This window comes from Lacipirellula sp., from assembly GCF_965279485.1.
In the GTDB taxonomy this organism is placed as follows: domain Bacteria; phylum Planctomycetota; class Planctomycetia; order Pirellulales; family Lacipirellulaceae; genus Lacipirellula.
In genome coordinates this window covers 1,483,679-1,499,669 of sequence record NZ_CBDIIC010000002.1, presented here as the reverse complement: position 1 = coordinate 1,499,669, position 15,991 = coordinate 1,483,679, and the positions used below count along the sequence as shown (strand labels likewise).

The window sequence follows — 15,991 nt, the reverse complement described above, 5'->3', positions numbered from 1 at the left end:
GCGCGAAAATTGATTCGCCTTGCGCACTGCGTACCTTTCCCGCCGGCAGCGGCCCTACTACACTCAATTTGGTTAGCGCAAACGGAGGAGCGATGCTCCCCTTCGCGCAAACGTATTTCGTAAAACCAGCGTTACCAGAGAGCGAGGCCTTCGTGGCAGTGGAACAGAGCGGACGTCGTTTGGCGATTCTTACCGAGGGGTATACGGAACCGGTCACCGGGAAGACGGCCTCGAGCGTTCTGCGTTACCGTCCGGAAGAGGTCGTGGCGCTGATCGACAGCACCCAAGCCGGCCGCACCACGCAAGAATTGCTTGGCGTCGGCGGCAACACGCCGGTCGTGGCCACGCTGGCCGAGTGCAAAGGCGCCAATGGATTGATGATCGGCATCGCTCCCTCGGGCGGCCGCATCCCGCCGGCGTGGAAGGCGATCATTCTCGACGCGCTCAACCAGGGGATGGACGTCGTTTCCGGTCTGCACGAGTTTATCTCGAACGACCCCGCCTTCGTCGCCGCGGCGGCGAAGGGCGGCGGCAAAATCATCGACGTTCGCAAGAACGACGAACATGAAGTCGCTCACCGCCTCAACATCCGCGAAGAGTGCCTCCGCATTCACACGGTTGGCCAAGACTGCTGCGTCGGCAAGATGCTCGCTGCGATCGAACTGACCAACGCGGTGAAGGCCCGCGGCGTCGACGCCAAGTTCATCGCCAGCGGTCAGACCGGCATCATGATCGAAGGGGACGGCGTGCCGGTCGACTGCGTCGTGGCCGACTTCGTCAATGGCGCCATCGAGAAGCAGATCCTCGCCCACCAGCACCACGAGATGCTGTTCATCGAAGGGCAGGGGAGCCTTGTTCATCCGAAATACTCGGCCGTGACGATGGGCTTGCTGCATGGTTGCGCCCCGCACGGCATGGTGATGTGCTACGAAGCGGCTCGTCCCGCGATGCACGGCATGGAGTACATCGAACTGACTCCGCTGCCGAAGCTCGTCGAAGTCTTCGAGATGATGGCCAACTTGATGGGCCCGTCGAAGGTGATTGGCGTCGCAATGAACAGCCGCCTGCTGAACGCTGAGCAAGCCGAAATCGAACGCGAGAAGGTTCGCAAGGAACTCGGCGTGCCAGTGTGCGACGTCATTCGCCACGGTTCGGACGAGTTGGTCGAGGCGGTGTTCGCGCTGCGTGCGGAGCGAGCGAAGGCTCGCTAGTCGCTTTGAAAGCCACCGGCTCCGCCGGTGGACGCAGTACTAGACGAGTCTGGCGATAGTTCGTCCACCGGCGGAGCCGGTGGCTTTCATTTTGGACGACTGATTGGACGCCATGATCACGCTGAAGACCTACGACTTCCAGTTGCCGCTGCGGCATGTGTTCTCGATCGCTCGCGAATCGACGAGCGTTCAGCCGACGCTAATTGTGGAGCTAACGGACGGCGTTCATCGCGGCTTCGGCGAGGCGACGACGAACAAGTATTACGGCGCCACGCTGGAACTGATGCGGGAGTCGCTGGAGTCGGTCCGATCCATCGTTGAATCGGCTGAGCCGCTCGATCCCGAGAAGCTGTGGGACAAGACCTGGCCGCTGCTCAAGGGAAACCCGTTCGCCCAGTGCGCACTCGACCAGGCGGCGAACGACCTGTGGGGCAAGCAGCAAGGCGCCCCGGTTTACAAGCTGTGGGGTCTCACGACCGATCGCATTCCGCAGTCGAACTTCACCATCGGCATCGACACGGTCGAGGTGATGGTGAAGAAACTGCTCGAAATGCCGGGCTGGCCGATCTACAAGATCAAGCTCGGCACGAAGTACGACCTCGACATCATGCGCGAGCTGCGCAAGCACACCGACGCGGTGTTCCGCGTCGACGCCAACTGCGGCTGGACCGCCGATCAGGCGATCGAATACTCGCACGAACTTGCCAAGCTGAACGTCGAATTCATTGAACAGCCGTTGCCGGCCGACCAGTGGAGCGAAGTCAAACGCGTCTACGAGAAGTCGGCCTTGCCCATCGTGGCCGACGAGAGCTGCATCTGCGAAGCCGACGTGAAGCGCTGCGTGGGCCATTTCCACGGCGTCAACGTCAAGCTGACCAAGTGCGGCGGCCTGACGCCGGGCCGGCGGATGGTGACGGAAGCTCGGCAGCTTGGCCTGAAAACGATGGTTGGCTGTATGACCGAGTCGACGGTCGGCATCTCGGCGATCGGCCAACTTCTGCCGCTGCTCGACTACGTCGACATGGACGGCGCGGCGCTCCTGGCGAGCGACATCGCGACCGGCGTCGTCGTCGATCACGGCAACTGCATCTACCCGGCGGCGAACGGGACGGGCGCCCAGCTCACCGCGAGCTAAGGCGACGCTCCCCACAATTCGAAAGTACGTCGGCGGCACGACGGACGCGGCGACAGGCATGACGAATGCCCTGGGCGGCGATCCGTCGAGATTCCTTTGGACCTGCGAGGAACTCCGATGCGATGCTTCGTTAGCGCTGTGGCTTGTCTGCTCCTGCTGCTTCCTGCGGCGGCCCCGGCCGAAGATCTGGCCGAAGTGGTGCAACCGCTGATCGACGCCCACCGGGGCGACGTCGCCGTGAAGATCAAGGATCTCGCCACGGGCGAGACCTTCGAGTATCACGCCGACAAGACGATGCCGACGGCGAGCCTGATCAAGTTCCCGCTGATGATCGCGTCGTTTCAAGAGTTCGCAGAGGGGAACGTCACGCCCGACGCGATCGTCGAACTCGACGAGAAGGACAAGGTGCCCGGTTCGGGCGTGCTGACGGCCCATTTCTCCGGTGGCGCCAAGATGCCGCTGCGAGACGCGATTCGGCTGATGATCGTCTACTCCGACAACACCGCGACGAACCTCGTCGCGAAGAAGGTCGGCCTCGACAAGACGGCGAAGCTGATGGAGAAGCTCGGCTATCCGGAGACGAAGCTCCATTCGTACACGTTCAACCGGCCTTCGTCGCTCTTCCCGGAGCGGAGCGTGAAGTACGGCCTAGGTAGCACGACGCCGGCCGACATGGTCTCGCTGCTCGAGAAGCTGTGGAAGAAGGAGCTTGTCAGCGAAGAGGCGAGCGAGAAGATGCTGACGAATCTTTACGCCTGTGCCGATAAGTCGACGTTCCCGCGGTATTTGCCGGATGTGAAGTTCGCGCACAAGACGGGCGCCACGGAGCTGGTGCGGACCGATGCTGGACTGATGGAACTCCCAAGCGGCGGTCCGATCGCGATGTGCGTGATGACCAACGAGAACGAGGACCAAAGCTGGAGCCCCAACAACGAAGGGGACGTGCTGTGCAGCAAGATTGCTCAGGCGGTTTATCGCTACTACACCGAAGGGTCCAAATCAGATTCGAACATGCTGAAGAAGGGATCGGCCGGGCCGCTTGTCGCATCGCTGCAGCGAACCTTGAACGAACAACTGAAGCCGTCGCCTGAGCTTGATGCCGACGGCGATTTCGGTGCGATGACCGAGACGGCCGTTACTGCGTTTCAAAAGGCGAAGAATCTGAAGCCGACGGGCGTTGTCGGACCAGAGACTTGGGAAGCCCTCGGCCCGTTGGTGGAAGAGGGCCCGAAGGCGCCGGCGCCCGCTGTCGCCAATGCGGAAGTCTTCAAGAAGGCTGACGCGGAAGCGCTCGATGGTCCGCCCATCGTCGGCTGCCGAGTTTGGGCGATCGCCGACGGCAAGACAGGCGAAGTGTTGTGGGGCTTTAATGAAGAGAAGCCGGTCGATATCGCCAGCACGACGAAGATGATGACGGCGTACCTCGTCGGCAAGTTGGCTGAAAAGCATCCCGAGGTGTTGAAGGAAAAGCTCACTTTCTCGAAGCGGGCCGATGAAACGATTGGCTCGACTTCCGATTTGCGTGCGGGCGAGGTCGTCACGGTTGAAGAGTTGCTCTACGGGCTGATGTTGCCGTCGGGGAACGACGCGTCGGTGGCGTTCGCCGAGCACTTTGGGTCGCGCGCGGCGCCGGGCGGCGACGGCAAGGCCGGCAAAAAAGAATCGGCGAAGGAAGCGTACGACGAGTTTATCGAAGCGATGAACGCCGCGGCGAAGGAGTTGGGAATGGAGCATAGCCACTTCACCAACACGCACGGCCTGACTGACAAAGAGCACAAGGCCAGTGCGGCCGATCTGGCGAAGCTGGCACTCGCGGTGAAGCAGATTCCCATTCTGCAAAAGGTCGTCGCCACGCCGCAGCATGGCGCCACCGTCACAGGCCCCGGCGGGTACGAGCGCAACGTGCTGTGGAAGAATACGAACAACCTGCTAAAGATCGAAGGTTACGACGGCGTGAAAACCGGCACCACCGATGCGGCGGGTGCGTGCTTGGTGTCGAGTGCGAAGCGCGGCGATGATTCGCTGATCGTCGTGGTGCTCGGCGCCCCGTCGAGCGATTCGCGGTACGTCGATTCGCGGAATCTCTATCGCTGGGGATGGTCGCAGTTGGAGAAGCAGAAGTCGGAAGGGAAGTAGCGGCGGTCCCTCGGCTCGGCTGCTTCATTCTTCAATTAACCAGCACTTCACTCGAGAGTCGCAAGATGAACTCGCTTCGCGCGTTGGCAGTCGTGATGGTCGTTTCAAGCACCTGGGCGAGTGTGTCGTCAGCTGAAGAGCCGGCCACCAAGCCGCCGATTGTGCTGACGGACGAAGCTCGGAAGCTGCATGCCGAGACGCTGCTGATCGACGGGCACAACGACCTGCCGTGGGAACTGCGGCAGCAGGCTCGCGGACAGTTCGACAAGCTCGACATCTCGAAGGACCAGAAGACGCTGCAGACCGACATCCCGAAGCTTCGCAAGGGGGGCGTTGGCGCTCAGTTCTGGTCGGTGTGGGTGCCGGGCGAAACCTCGAAGCGGGGAGCGGCGCTGTCGACGACGATCGAGCAGATCGAACTCGTCAAAGCGATGATCGCGCAGTATCCGGATACGTTCGAACTCGCCCTCACGGCCGACGACATTGAGCGGATCGCGAAGACGGGCAAGATCGCGTCGCTCATCGGCATGGAAGGGGGCTACTCGATTGAAGAGTCGATTCCCGTGCTGCGGCAGTTGTACGCGCTTGGCGCCCGGTACTTGACGCTTACTCATTCCGATTCGCTCGCTTGGGCCGACTCGGGGACCGACAAGCCGCGCAGCGGCGGGCTTTCGCCGTTTGGCGAAGAGGTCGTCCGCGAGATGAATCGGCTGGGGATGATGGTCGACATTTCGCACGTCTCGCCCGATGCGATGAAGGCGGCCCTGCGGATCACAAAGGCGCCCGTCATCTTTTCGCACTCTTCGGCTCGCGGCGTCGCCGATCATCCGCGCAACGTGCCGGACGACGTGTTGAAGCTGACCGCCGAGAACGGGGGCGTCGTGATGGTGAACTTCTTCTCGGCGTTCATCGTGCCCGAATCGGCCGAACGCGACGTGCGGAGGATGGCTTACCGACGCGAGATCGACGAGAAGCTCAAGGACGAGGGCGAGATCGAACAGGCGATGAAGCGGTGGGATGCCGAGAATGGCCGCGGCAGCCGCGGGACGGTCCACACGCTGCTCGATCACATTGATCACATTGTGAAGATCGCCGGCGTTGACCATGTCGGCATCGGTTCCGACTACGACGGCGTGACGATGCTGCCGGAGCAACTCGAAGACGCAAGCACCTACCCGTACATTACGCAGGGGTTGCTCGATCGCGGCTACAGCCATGAGGACATCAAGAAGATTTACAGTGGGAACATTTTGCGGGTGATGCGGGCGACTGAGCAGGTGGCTCGCGAGATTCAAGCTGCGAAGTGATTGCGAGCCGCTGGCATCTTGCCAGCGGGATTCGAACGTTTGGAGAGGGGCGTAGTTTGTCGGAACGCGAAACAACTTCATCCCTCGCGCACGCTCCGCAACGGCCGCTCACGCGTTGGCTCGCCGTGGCTCCGCCGGCCGTGCTCAACGGCTATGCGATCATCTGCTCGTTCGCGGCCTACTTCGCGATGTTCGCGTTCCGCAAGCCGTTCGCGTCGGCAACTTACGAGCGGGCATCCGCGGAGGTGGGCACGCTCGGTTTGAAGAGCGCGCTGGCCATTGGCCAAATCGTTGGGTACGGGCTCGCGAAATGGATTGGCGTGAAGTTCGTCTCCGAGACAAGCCGCTCGCGCCGGGCGCCGCTGCTCATCGCGATGATCGTCGCGGCCGAAGCGGCGCTCCTGATCTTCGCCGTGGTTCCGGACGGCTGGCGGCCGCTCGCGATGTTTTTCAACGGGTTGCCGCTCGGTATGGTCTGGGGGCTCGTGGTGTGGTACCTCGAAGGCCGCCGCACGTCGGAAATTCTGCTGGCGGCTCTCAGCTGCTCGTTTATCATCGCGAGCGGCGCCGTGAAGGACGTTGGCCGCGCGGTGCTGGCAGGCGATCCGCTGCCGCTGCTGGGCGCGACGCTGCCGAACCCGTTCACCGGGCCGATCGGCGAACTCTGGATGCCGTTTGCCGTCGGGGCGCTCTTCTTTATTCCATTCGTCGTCGCGGTCTGGTTGCTTGACCAACTTCCCGAGCCGAACGCCGCCGACGTCGCGAGCCGCTCCATTCGCGAGCCGATGGACCATCGGCAACGGATCGAGTTTCTCGCGAGGTTTTTCCCTGGGTTGATGCTGCTGTTTGCGACCTACTTCTTCATCACGGCATTCCGCGACTACCGCGATAATTTTTCCGTCGATCTGTTCAACGAGCTCAAGTACGCTTACGAGCAAAACAAATCGATCATCACCCGTTCCGAGCTGTGGGTCGGCCTCGGCGTGGCGGCGGCGATGGCGATGATCTACCTCGTTCGCGACAATCGGCGGGGCTTGCTAGCAGTGTTCGGCGTAATCGCCGCCGGTCTCGCGCTGCTGGGAGTCGCCACGTGGTTGCGAACGCACGGCGTGATCGATGGATTCTGGTGGATGATTCTTATCGGCCTTGGTTCGTATTTGGCCTATGTTCCGTATAATTCGGTCCTCTTCGAACGGTTGATTGCATCGACTCGCATCGCCGGCACCGCCGTCTTCGCCATCTATGTGGCCGATTCGTTAGGCTACGCCGGCTCGGTTTCGATGTTGCTCTACAAGGAGTTCGGCGCCAGCTCGGCGACGCGGCTCGAGTTCCTCGATTCGTTCTGCTATGCCCTCTCGATCGGCGGCGCTCCGGTGTTGCTCATCGCGGCGATCTACTTTATGCGGGTGACGCGGCCGCAGAAGGTCGTCTCAGAAGATGCGTGAGCGACTGCTCAATGATCGGTGGGGCGACGCCGATGCGGTCGCGGCTTAGGGCCCACAGTAGGGCCGACTCTCCTGAAAGCTGTAACGCAGCGGCGATCTGTCCAACGCCAATGGCCCAGTTGCTGCTTTAGCCTTGGGCTCTGCCAAGAGTGCCGCAACGCGAGATTATGCCGATCGGAATGGAGGCCGACCCCCCGGGCGGAGCCCAGGGCTAGGGGCGACAATAGCCGGCGCGGGCTCCTTGAACCTTCGGCCTCCCTGTTGGCTCTTGTCTCGTATAGATATGATGGAGGGTCCTTTCAACCACCGTCCTCAGCCGACTCTGCCATGCCGACTCCGACTGTCGAAGACAAGACCGCTCAACTCGAAACGCTCCTCGACGAGCGAATCTTGATTCTCGACGGCGCGATGGGGACGCAGATCCAGGATTTGAAGCTGGACGAAGCCGCCGTGCGCGGCGAACGATTTGCCGGCCACGACAAAGACCTCAAGAACTTTGCCGATATTCTCTGCATCACTCGGCCGAAGGAGATCACGGCGATACACCGCCGGTATCTGGAGGCGGGCGCCGACATCATCGAGACGAACACCTTCGGCGCCAGCCCGGTGGGGATGGAGGAGTTCGGCCTGCCGCTTAATTTGGTGGCCGAGATCAACGCCGCCGCGGTGAAGTGCGCCCGCGTCGCCGTTGAGGAGATGAACGCGAAGACGCCCGACCGGCCGCGGTTCATCGCCGGCTCGATCGGTCCGACGACGAAGCAAACGGCGATCAGCACGAAGGTCGACGATCCCTCGTACCGCGGGACGACGTTCGACGAAATGTCGGAGTCGTACTACGCCCAGGTGAAGGCGCTCGTCGAGAGCGGCGTCGATATCCTGCTGCCCGAGACTTTCATCGACACGCTCAACTTGAAGGCGTGTTTGTTTGCGATCCAGCGTTACTTCGACGAGTCTGGCAATCGCGTCCCCGTGATGGCGTCGGGGACGTTCGACAAGGGCGGGGCGACGTTCGTTTCGGGGCAGTCGATCGAGGCGTTCTGGAACGCGGTCTCACACTTCCCGTTGCTGTCGATCGGCATGAACTGCGCACTCGGCCCCGATATCATGCGGCCGCACATCGAGGCGCTCGCTGGCGTCTCGTCGACGCGGATCAGCTGCCACTCGAACGCCGGTCTGCCGAACGAGATGGGCCTGTTCGATCTTGGCCCTGAGGCGATGGCCAAGATGGTCGGCGAGTATGCCGACAATGGCTGGGTGAACATCCTCGGCGGCTGCTGCGGCACGACGCCCGATCACATCGCGGCGTTTTCGCGGCGTTTGGCGGGGCTGAAGCCGCACAAGCGGACGACCGTGGCGCCGTGGCTACGGCTCAGCGGGACGCAGCCGATGACGCTGCGCCCTGAAAGCAACTTCATGATGGTTGGCGAGCGAACCAACGTCACCGGTTCGAAGAAGTTCGCCAACCTGATCAAAGCCGAGAAGTACGAAGACGCAATCGAAGTCGCCCGCCAGCAGGTGGAGGGGGGCGCCAACGTCATCGACGTCAACATGGATGAAGGTCTGCTCGACGGCGAAGCGGTGATGACGAAGTTCCTTCGTCTGGTCGCTGGCGAGAACGACATCGCCGCCGTGCCGGTGATGATCGACAGCAGCAAATGGTCGGTCCTCGAAACGGGATTGAAGGCCGTTCAAGGGAAGTCGATTGTCAATTCGATCAGCATGAAGGATGGCGAGGCGGAGTTCATCCGCCGCGCACGGCTCTGCCGGCAGTATGGCGCCGCCGTCGTCGTGATGGCGTTCGATGAAGAGGGGCAAGCCGCGACGGAGGACGACAAAGTTCGCATCTGCAAGCGGGCCTACAAGATTCTCACCGAGCAAGTCGGCTTCCCGTCGCAGGACATTATCTTCGATCCGAACATCCTCACCGTCGCGACCGGCATTGAGGAACACAATAACTACGCGGTTGATTTCATCAACGCCACGCGGCGGATCAAGGCCGAGTGCCCCGGCGTACACGTCTCGGGCGGCGTGTCGAATGTCTCGTTCTCGTTCCGCGGCAACGACGCGGTGCGCGAGGCGATCCACTCGGCGTTCCTGTACCATGCGATCAAAGCCGGCCTCGACATGGGCATCGTCAACGCCGGGCAACTGGCGGTGTACGAAGATATCGAGCCGCAGCTAAAAGAACTCGTCGAAGACGTCCTGCTCAATCGCCGGCCCGACGCGACGGAGCGGCTCGTCGATTTCGCTGAAACGATCAAGGGGCAGGGGGCCGGCGCTAGCTCCGCAGCCAATGACGCCGAGTGGCGTAACGGGCCGGTCGAAGAGCGGCTCAAGCACGCGCTCCTCAAGGGCATCGTCAAGCATATCGACGAAGACACCGAAGAGGCTCGCCAGAAGTACCCATCGTGCTTGGCGATTATCGAGGGGCCGCTCATGGCCGGCATGAGCGTCGTCGGCGATCTGTTCGGCGAGGGGAAGATGTTCCTGCCGCAGGTCGTGAAGTCGGCCCGTGTGATGAAGAAGTCGGTCGCTTACCTCACGCCGTTCATGGAAGAAGAGAAGGCCGCCGCCGGTTCGGCCGGGCAACCACGCGCCCGCGTGTTGCTCGCGACGGTGAAGGGCGACGTTCACGACATCGGCAAGAACATCGTCGGGGTGGTGCTCGGTTGCAATAACTTCGAAACGATCGATCTGGGCGTGATGGTTTCCTGCGAAAAGATTCTGGAAACCGCCGTCGCCGAGGGCGTCGACCTGATCGGCTTATCGGGACTCATTACGCCGAGCCTCGACGAAATGGTGCATGTCGCCCGCGAGATGAAGCGGACAGGGATGACGATGCCGCTGCTCATTGGCGGCGCCACGACCAGTGCGAAGCACACGGCGGTGAAGATCGCCCCGGGGTATGACGGCTGCGTGGCGCACGTGCTTGACGCGTCGCGTTCCGTGGGCGTCGTCGAAAAGCTGATCAATCCCGAAGCTCGCGAGAAGTTTTACGCGGAAAATCGCGAGTTGCAGAAGCAACTCGTGGCGTCGTACTCGCAGCGGCAGGCCGTCGATCTCGCTCCCTATGCGGAAGCCAAGTCGAAGCGGCTTGTCACCGATTGGAAGACCGTCGACGTCCCACGCCCAGCCTTCATCGGAGCCCGGGTCTTATCGTCGGCGCCAACGGCGACCGCGCTTGGCTCGAACGGCGATGACGCCGCGGCGGTGAAAAAGGTCGACCTGAGCGAACTCCGCGCGTATATCGACTGGTCGCCGTTCTTCATGACCTGGGAGATGAAGGGGAAGTACCCCAAAATCTTCAAAGATCCGAATCTGGGCGCGGAAGCGAAGCGGCTGTTCGACGATGCCAACGCGCTGCTCGATCGCATTATCGACGAGCAACTGCTGGAAGCCCGCGGCGTTTACGGCTTCTGGCCGGCGGCGGCCGATGGCGAGGATATCATCGTCTACGCCGACAACACTCGCACGGCCGAGCGGACTCGCTTCCACGGCCTGCGGCAACAGTGGCGTCGCAAGGGGCAGGAGACGTTCTACTCGCTCGCCGACTTCATCGCGCCCGTTGGCGCCGTCGATGGGAACAAGCGTCCGATCGAGGATTTTGTCGGCGCGTTCGCAGTGACCACTGGTTTAGGCTGCGACGAATTGGCGAAGAAATTCGACGCCGATCACGACGACTACAACTCGATTATGACGAAGGCGCTAGCCGACCGCTTGGCTGAAGCGTTTGCCGAATGGCTCCACCAACGAGCCCGCCGCGACTGGGGCTACGGCGTGACGGAGGAGTTCAGCAACGAGCAATTGATTGAGGAAGGTTATCGCGGCATTCGGCCAGCGCCGGGCTACCCGGCGCAGCCCGACCATACCGAGAAGCCGATCATCTTCGATTTGCTCGATGCCCCGAAGCAGACCGGCATGATTCTCACCGAGTCGCTGGCGATGCACCCAGCGGCGAGCGTCAGCGGGTTGTACTTCGCTCATCCGCAGTCGCGGTACTTCTCGGTCGATCGCATCGATCGCGAGCAGGCCGAAGACTACGCCCGCCGCAAGGGAATGACGCTGGCTGAGGTGGAGCGGTGGCTGTCGCCGAATCTGGGGTACGAGCCGTCGTAAGTTTGGCGATACACGGTCGCGCGTTCCTCTAGCCCCTGGCTCCGCCAGGGGGTGGCGTCACGTGTGGCAATGCCTACCGGAATGGCGGGCGACCCCCTGGCGGAGCCAGGGCTAGAGCGCTGCGTAGCTTATTTTCTGCGGGCGGAGCAGCAGCGTACGCATAAGGTATGCTTTTCCGAAGTCGCCCAGTGGAACCATGGCGATGCGTAGGAAGCTGCCCCCATGCTTGAGTCAACGCTCAGTTACATCTTCGCCAGCCAATGGCGCGTGCTGCCCGTCTGCTTGGTGCTGCTCGTTGCGGTGACGGAGCTTGGCTATCACTTCGGCTTGAAGCTGCATCGTGCCGACGACGGCGCCCGCAAGGGGCAGATCGCTGGAATCCAAGGGGCGATCTTGGGGCTGCTCGCGCTGTTGTTGGGTTTCACGTTTGCGCTCGCGGTGCAGCGTTACGAAACGCGCCGCACGCTCGTCGTCGAAGAGGCGAACGCCATCGGCACGACGTACTTGCGGGCCGGTTTTTTGTCGGACGAGCAGAGCGATGCAGTGAAGAGCTTGCTCCGCCGTTACGCCGACGTGCGGATTGAGTACTACGAGGCGGGGCAGAATGAGACAGAGATTCTTGCCGCTGAAGACCAGGCCGCGATTATTCAAGCGGAACTCTGGACGCACGCCGTCGCGGCCGCGAAGGAGGCGCCCAATCCAGTGGTCGCCACGTTCATCACCTCGCTGAACGAACTGATCGATCTCGACGCGACGCGGCTGAACGCGCTCCGCACGCACGTGCCGGGCGCTGTGTGGATCATTCTTGTCGTAGTCGCGGGCTGCGGATGTTACGTGAGCGGCTACGGCTCCGGCGCTAGCGGGGCTCGCACGACGTTTTCAAGCTTCGTGCTGCCGGTGCTGATCGCACTGGTGATCTCGCTGATCTCCGACATCGACCGTCCTCGCGGCGGACTGATCAGCATCAAGCAGCAGCCGATGTTCGATTTGCAGGACGCGATTTCAGGCGAAGTGGCTCCCTGATCCCCGTGCGCGGCGACGCCAGCGGTTGCGGGAAGCCAAAAACCGTTCAAGTTCGAACGATTCACCGCCGAATGATTTAGAGGCGAAGCGTCGCCGGCGCCGGTTCAGCCTGCGCGACGACGCCGAGCAGGGCGAATGCTCGCCTCTCATCACTCATCCCCGCGGCGGTAGGGACTTGGCATGTCGTTTGGCGGCGATTCATTGGCAGAAAGCTTCCGGCCGTTCGTTGCTAGCGGGCTGACGGCGGCCGAGCGGGTTGACGCTGCTTGCCGGCTCGCGATCGTCGGCAAGCTAGCATGCCGCGACATCGCGACGTGGTTGCGTGGCGCGGCGATCAACGAGCCGGAGTTCCGGTTGCTGTGGCTCCTGTCTGGGAGCGGAAACGGCGCCGCGGAGTGTTCGCTAGATCAGGCCGATCTCGCGGAGCGGCTCGTCGTGTCGCCCGCGCAGGTGAGCGGGGCGGTCGAGCGGTTGCGGAACTTGGGGTTGCTGGAGCGGGTGCAGCATGAACGCGATCGTCGCCGTCAGTTGTGGCGGGTGACGAACACTGCCGGCGAGTTGCTCGGCCAAATCGTGAGCCAAGTTGCTTGCCCCCATGAACGACGGGAGGAGGCGGCATGAATACCAGCCTGCGACTTCTGCTCGTCGTCTCGATGCTGCTGGCCAACGGCTGCAGCCGCCCATTTTATCGCAAGCAAGCTGACGCCGATGCGTATTGTCTGACGGATCAAAAGGCGGCCGTCATCGGTTCCGATCCGCAAGAGTTCCGGATCAACATCGATCCGCGCTCGCGCATGTACGATCCGAATAATCCCGACATCGAGCCGCAGCCGCCCGACGATCCGGCGTCGCATCGCTACATGGAGTGCGTCGACTGCAAGAAGGGTTCGAAGTGTTGGAAGTGCCTACCGCGGACCTCGTACGTCGACAATCCAAACTGGCAGGAGTATTTGCCGCGCGACGGTTCGGGGCGCGTACTGCTTGATTTGCGCAATGCGGTCGAAGTAGCGCTCCGCGATTCGCCGGAGTACCAATCGAATCTGGAAGATCTGTACCTGTCGGCGCTCGACGTTAGCTTCGAGCGTTTCCGCTTCGACACGCAATTTTTCGGCGGAACGTCGTTGTTCCTGACGTCGCAAGGGCGTGACGCGACGGGCACTGGCAACTCGTCGACGGAGTTCGTCGTCTCGCCGAGCAATCCGGCCAATCGCCTCCGCGCCACGCGGCTCACCGCGACGGGCGGCGAACTTGTGACAGGCGTCGCCAACTCGTTTGTCTGGCAGTTTGCCGGGCCGAACGATCAGACGAGCACAACGCTGCTTGATTTCTCGTTGCTGCAGCCGCTGTTGCGCTTCGGCGGGCGGACGCGGGTATTGGAACGGCTGACGATTTCCGAACGGGCCTTGCTCGCCAACGTGCGGCAGATGGAACGCTATCGCCGCGGCTTCTATCTCAACATCGCCACGGGCCGCGATTCGGGCGGCGGGCCGTCGCGTCGCGGCGGTTTCTTCGGCGGCAGCGGTCTTGACGGCTTCGCCGGCGTCGGTGGCGGCGGCTTCGGCAACGTCGGCAATTTTGGCTTTGGCGGCGGCTTTGGCGGTTTCGGCTTCAACCAAGGCGTCGGCGGCGGCTTCACCGGCGGCGCGGGAGCCGCGGGAGCGGGCGGTTTTATGGGTCTGCTGCAAACGCAGCAAACGATTCGCAACCAGCGTTCGAACGTCGGATCGCTGCGAGATAGCTACGAGCAACTTCAAGCGTCGTACGATGCCGGCCGCATCGACTTGTTCCAAGTCGACCTCGCGCGCCAGGCCCTTTACAACGCGCAGAGCCAGTTGCTCACCGCCGAGGCTGGCTACCAAACGACGCTCGACGGCTTCAAGATCACGCTCGGCTTGCCGCCGGAGCTCGACGTGCGCATCCAAGATCCGCTACTCGAACGTTTTAATTTGCTCGATCCACAGCTAGAGAAGGTCGAAGAACGCGTCACCGATGCGCTCGTCGGGCTGCGTGAGTTGCGGCAACGGCTTCAAGACGAGAAGAATCCGCTCGATCCGAACTCGCCCGAGGCGGCGCAACGATTCGAGCGCTGGCTCAACGAATGCGTGGCGCTCGAATCGCTCGCCAACGAACGGCTGATGGCGGTCGAGGCCGACATGAAGGCGGTCGAGGCGTCGCTGCCGAAACGCCGCGAGTACCTGCGGGCGCTCGCTGGCCGCGAGGAAGTGCAGAACGCCCAGATCGATCCGCGGCTGTTCAGCGTCGAGGAACTCGACCGCCGCGTCGCCAAGCGGCAGGCCGAGTACGAGATGCTCAAGGGAAATCTGGCCCAAGTGTGGGCGGAACTCGATAAGCTCGACCAAGCTGGCGCCGCCGATATGGCGACACTGTTGCCTGGGGTGATCGACTCGATGGCCGATCTGTCGGGCCGGCTGCTCGAACTCTCGCTCGTGCAGGCGGCGGCGCGACTCGATGCAATTTACTTCGCGCCAGTCGAGCTGACCGATGACGAAGCAATTCTGATCGCCAGCGCGTATCGCCGCGACTGGCAGAACGCGCGGGCCGCGCTCGTCGACTCGTGGCGGCTGATTTACTTCAACGCGAACGCGCTGCTCAGCGACCTCAACTTCATTTTCAGCGGCGATATCAGCAATGTCGGCGACAATCCGTTCCGCATCCGCGACACGACGGGCCGGCTCCGTGTCGGCATGCAGTGGGATCCGCCAATGACGCGGCTCGCCGAGCGGAACATCTACCGCCAGTCGCTTATCGAGTATCAACAGGCCCGCCGCAACTATTACCAATACCGCGATCGCGTCGCGCAGGGGCTGCGGGCGAACCTGCGGCAGACGCGGCTCAACGAGATTAACTTCGAGTTGCGCCGTGCCGCCGTACTCGTGGCGATCTCGCAGGTCGATCTGACGCAGCTGCGGCTTTCGCAGCCGCCACAGGTTGGCGTCGAAACGCAGTTCGGCGACACAACGGCTCGCGACTTGGTGCAGTCGCTCTCCGACTTGCTCAATGTGCAGAACGACTTCCTCAGCGTGTGGGTGAACTACGAAGTCCAACGCCAAGCCCTCGATTTCGACCTCGGCGTCATGGAACTCGACTCGGCTGGCATCCGCCGCGAGCACGAGGCGCCGTTGACTGCGTACATCGCGGGGGCGGTAGCGATTCGGGCGCAGCTTTGCAGTTCGTCCGACATCGTGCCGACGCTCGCGAAACCGTTGGCGAAACCGCAGGCCGAGCCGATTCAGCCGTTGCCGCTCGACATGCCCGATTCGCTGCTCCCGGGCGAGGATGGCCCGCCAGACAGTCCGTTGCCGCCGGGCGAGTTGCCGGTTCCATTGCGGAATCCCGCGGCGGGCTACAAGGATCTCAATCCTGCGGACGCTCAGCGGATTTCGCACGACCGAATTTCCGCTAGCGATGGCCGGATTGCCCTGGCACTGGCCGAAATGCCGGGATTCAAGACGGCGGACGAGGCTCGGGCGGCCCGCGACGGAGATGGCGGGGTTTCAGCTAAGCAGACGGCCGAGGGTGAAGCGGTTCGCGATGACGCCGTTCAGCCAGCCTCGTATAATGAAGCCGAGTGATTGGCCCAAGGGTCGGCCGACTCAA

Annotated in this window: 10 protein-coding genes; 9 read left to right on the top strand and 1 reads right to left on the bottom strand. The window is 62.5% G+C overall.

Translation table 11 applies throughout. The annotated features are described in order from the left end of the window. Nucleotides 1–92 precede the first annotated feature (92 nt). From ACQY7R_RS13660 to ACQY7R_RS13630, 7 genes are all read left to right on the top strand, one after another. Nucleotides 93–1,211 carry a DUF1611 domain-containing protein gene (locus ACQY7R_RS13660; protein WP_428306148.1) on the top strand — a complete coding sequence of 373 codons (1,119 nt, stop codon included), beginning with the start codon at nucleotides 93–95 and terminating at the stop codon, nucleotides 1,209–1,211. 112 nt (nucleotides 1,212–1,323) lie between these two features. After that, on the top strand, nucleotides 1,324–2,346 hold the full coding sequence (locus ACQY7R_RS13655) for a dipeptide epimerase (protein WP_428306147.1): 1,023 nt from the start codon (nucleotides 1,324–1,326) through the stop codon (nucleotides 2,344–2,346). 117 nt (nucleotides 2,347–2,463) lie between these two features. Next, nucleotides 2,464–4,482, top strand: a complete 2,019-nt coding sequence (locus tag ACQY7R_RS13650; protein WP_428306146.1) for a serine hydrolase — start codon at nucleotides 2,464–2,466, stop codon at nucleotides 4,480–4,482. Nucleotides 4,483–4,547: 65 nt separating this feature from the next. Further along, a complete protein-coding gene (locus ACQY7R_RS13645; RefSeq protein WP_428306145.1) occupies nucleotides 4,548–5,789 on the top strand; it encodes a dipeptidase in 1,242 nt (413 codons plus the stop codon). A gap of 125 nt (nucleotides 5,790–5,914) precedes the next feature. Next, nucleotides 5,915–7,234 (top strand): DUF5690 family protein, encoded by a 1,320-nt coding sequence (locus ACQY7R_RS13640; protein WP_428306144.1) that lies wholly within the window; start codon nucleotides 5,915–5,917, stop codon nucleotides 7,232–7,234. Between the two features lie 327 nt (nucleotides 7,235–7,561). Continuing rightward, complete coding sequence (gene metH / locus ACQY7R_RS13635) at nucleotides 7,562–11,350, top strand: methionine synthase (RefSeq protein WP_428306143.1); 3,789 nt, start codon at nucleotides 7,562–7,564, stop codon at nucleotides 11,348–11,350. Between the two features lie 222 nt (nucleotides 11,351–11,572). Next, nucleotides 11,573–12,373, top strand: a complete 801-nt coding sequence (locus ACQY7R_RS13630) for a hypothetical protein (RefSeq protein WP_428306142.1) — start codon at nucleotides 11,573–11,575, stop codon at nucleotides 12,371–12,373. A gap of 76 nt (nucleotides 12,374–12,449) precedes the next feature. Here the strand turns inward: ACQY7R_RS13630 and ACQY7R_RS13625 are convergent, their stop codons facing one another. Then, nucleotides 12,450–12,575, bottom strand: a complete 126-nt coding sequence (locus ACQY7R_RS13625; RefSeq protein ID WP_428306141.1) for a hypothetical protein — start codon at nucleotides 12,573–12,575, stop codon at nucleotides 12,450–12,452. On the opposite strand from ACQY7R_RS13625, the gene ACQY7R_RS13620 reads away from it, so the two are divergent. Next, complete coding sequence (locus ACQY7R_RS13620) at nucleotides 12,575–12,994, top strand: MarR family transcriptional regulator (RefSeq protein ID WP_428306140.1); 420 nt, start codon at nucleotides 12,575–12,577, stop codon at nucleotides 12,992–12,994. The genes ACQY7R_RS13625 and ACQY7R_RS13620 overlap by 1 nt on opposite strands. After that, the gene (locus ACQY7R_RS13615; RefSeq protein ID WP_428306139.1) at nucleotides 12,991–15,966 is read left to right on the top strand and encodes a TolC family protein; all 2,976 of its coding nucleotides are present in this window, start codon (nucleotides 12,991–12,993) and stop codon (nucleotides 15,964–15,966) included. Before ACQY7R_RS13620 ends, ACQY7R_RS13615 begins: the two co-directional genes overlap by 4 nt. Nucleotides 15,967–15,991: the final 25 nt, after the last annotated feature.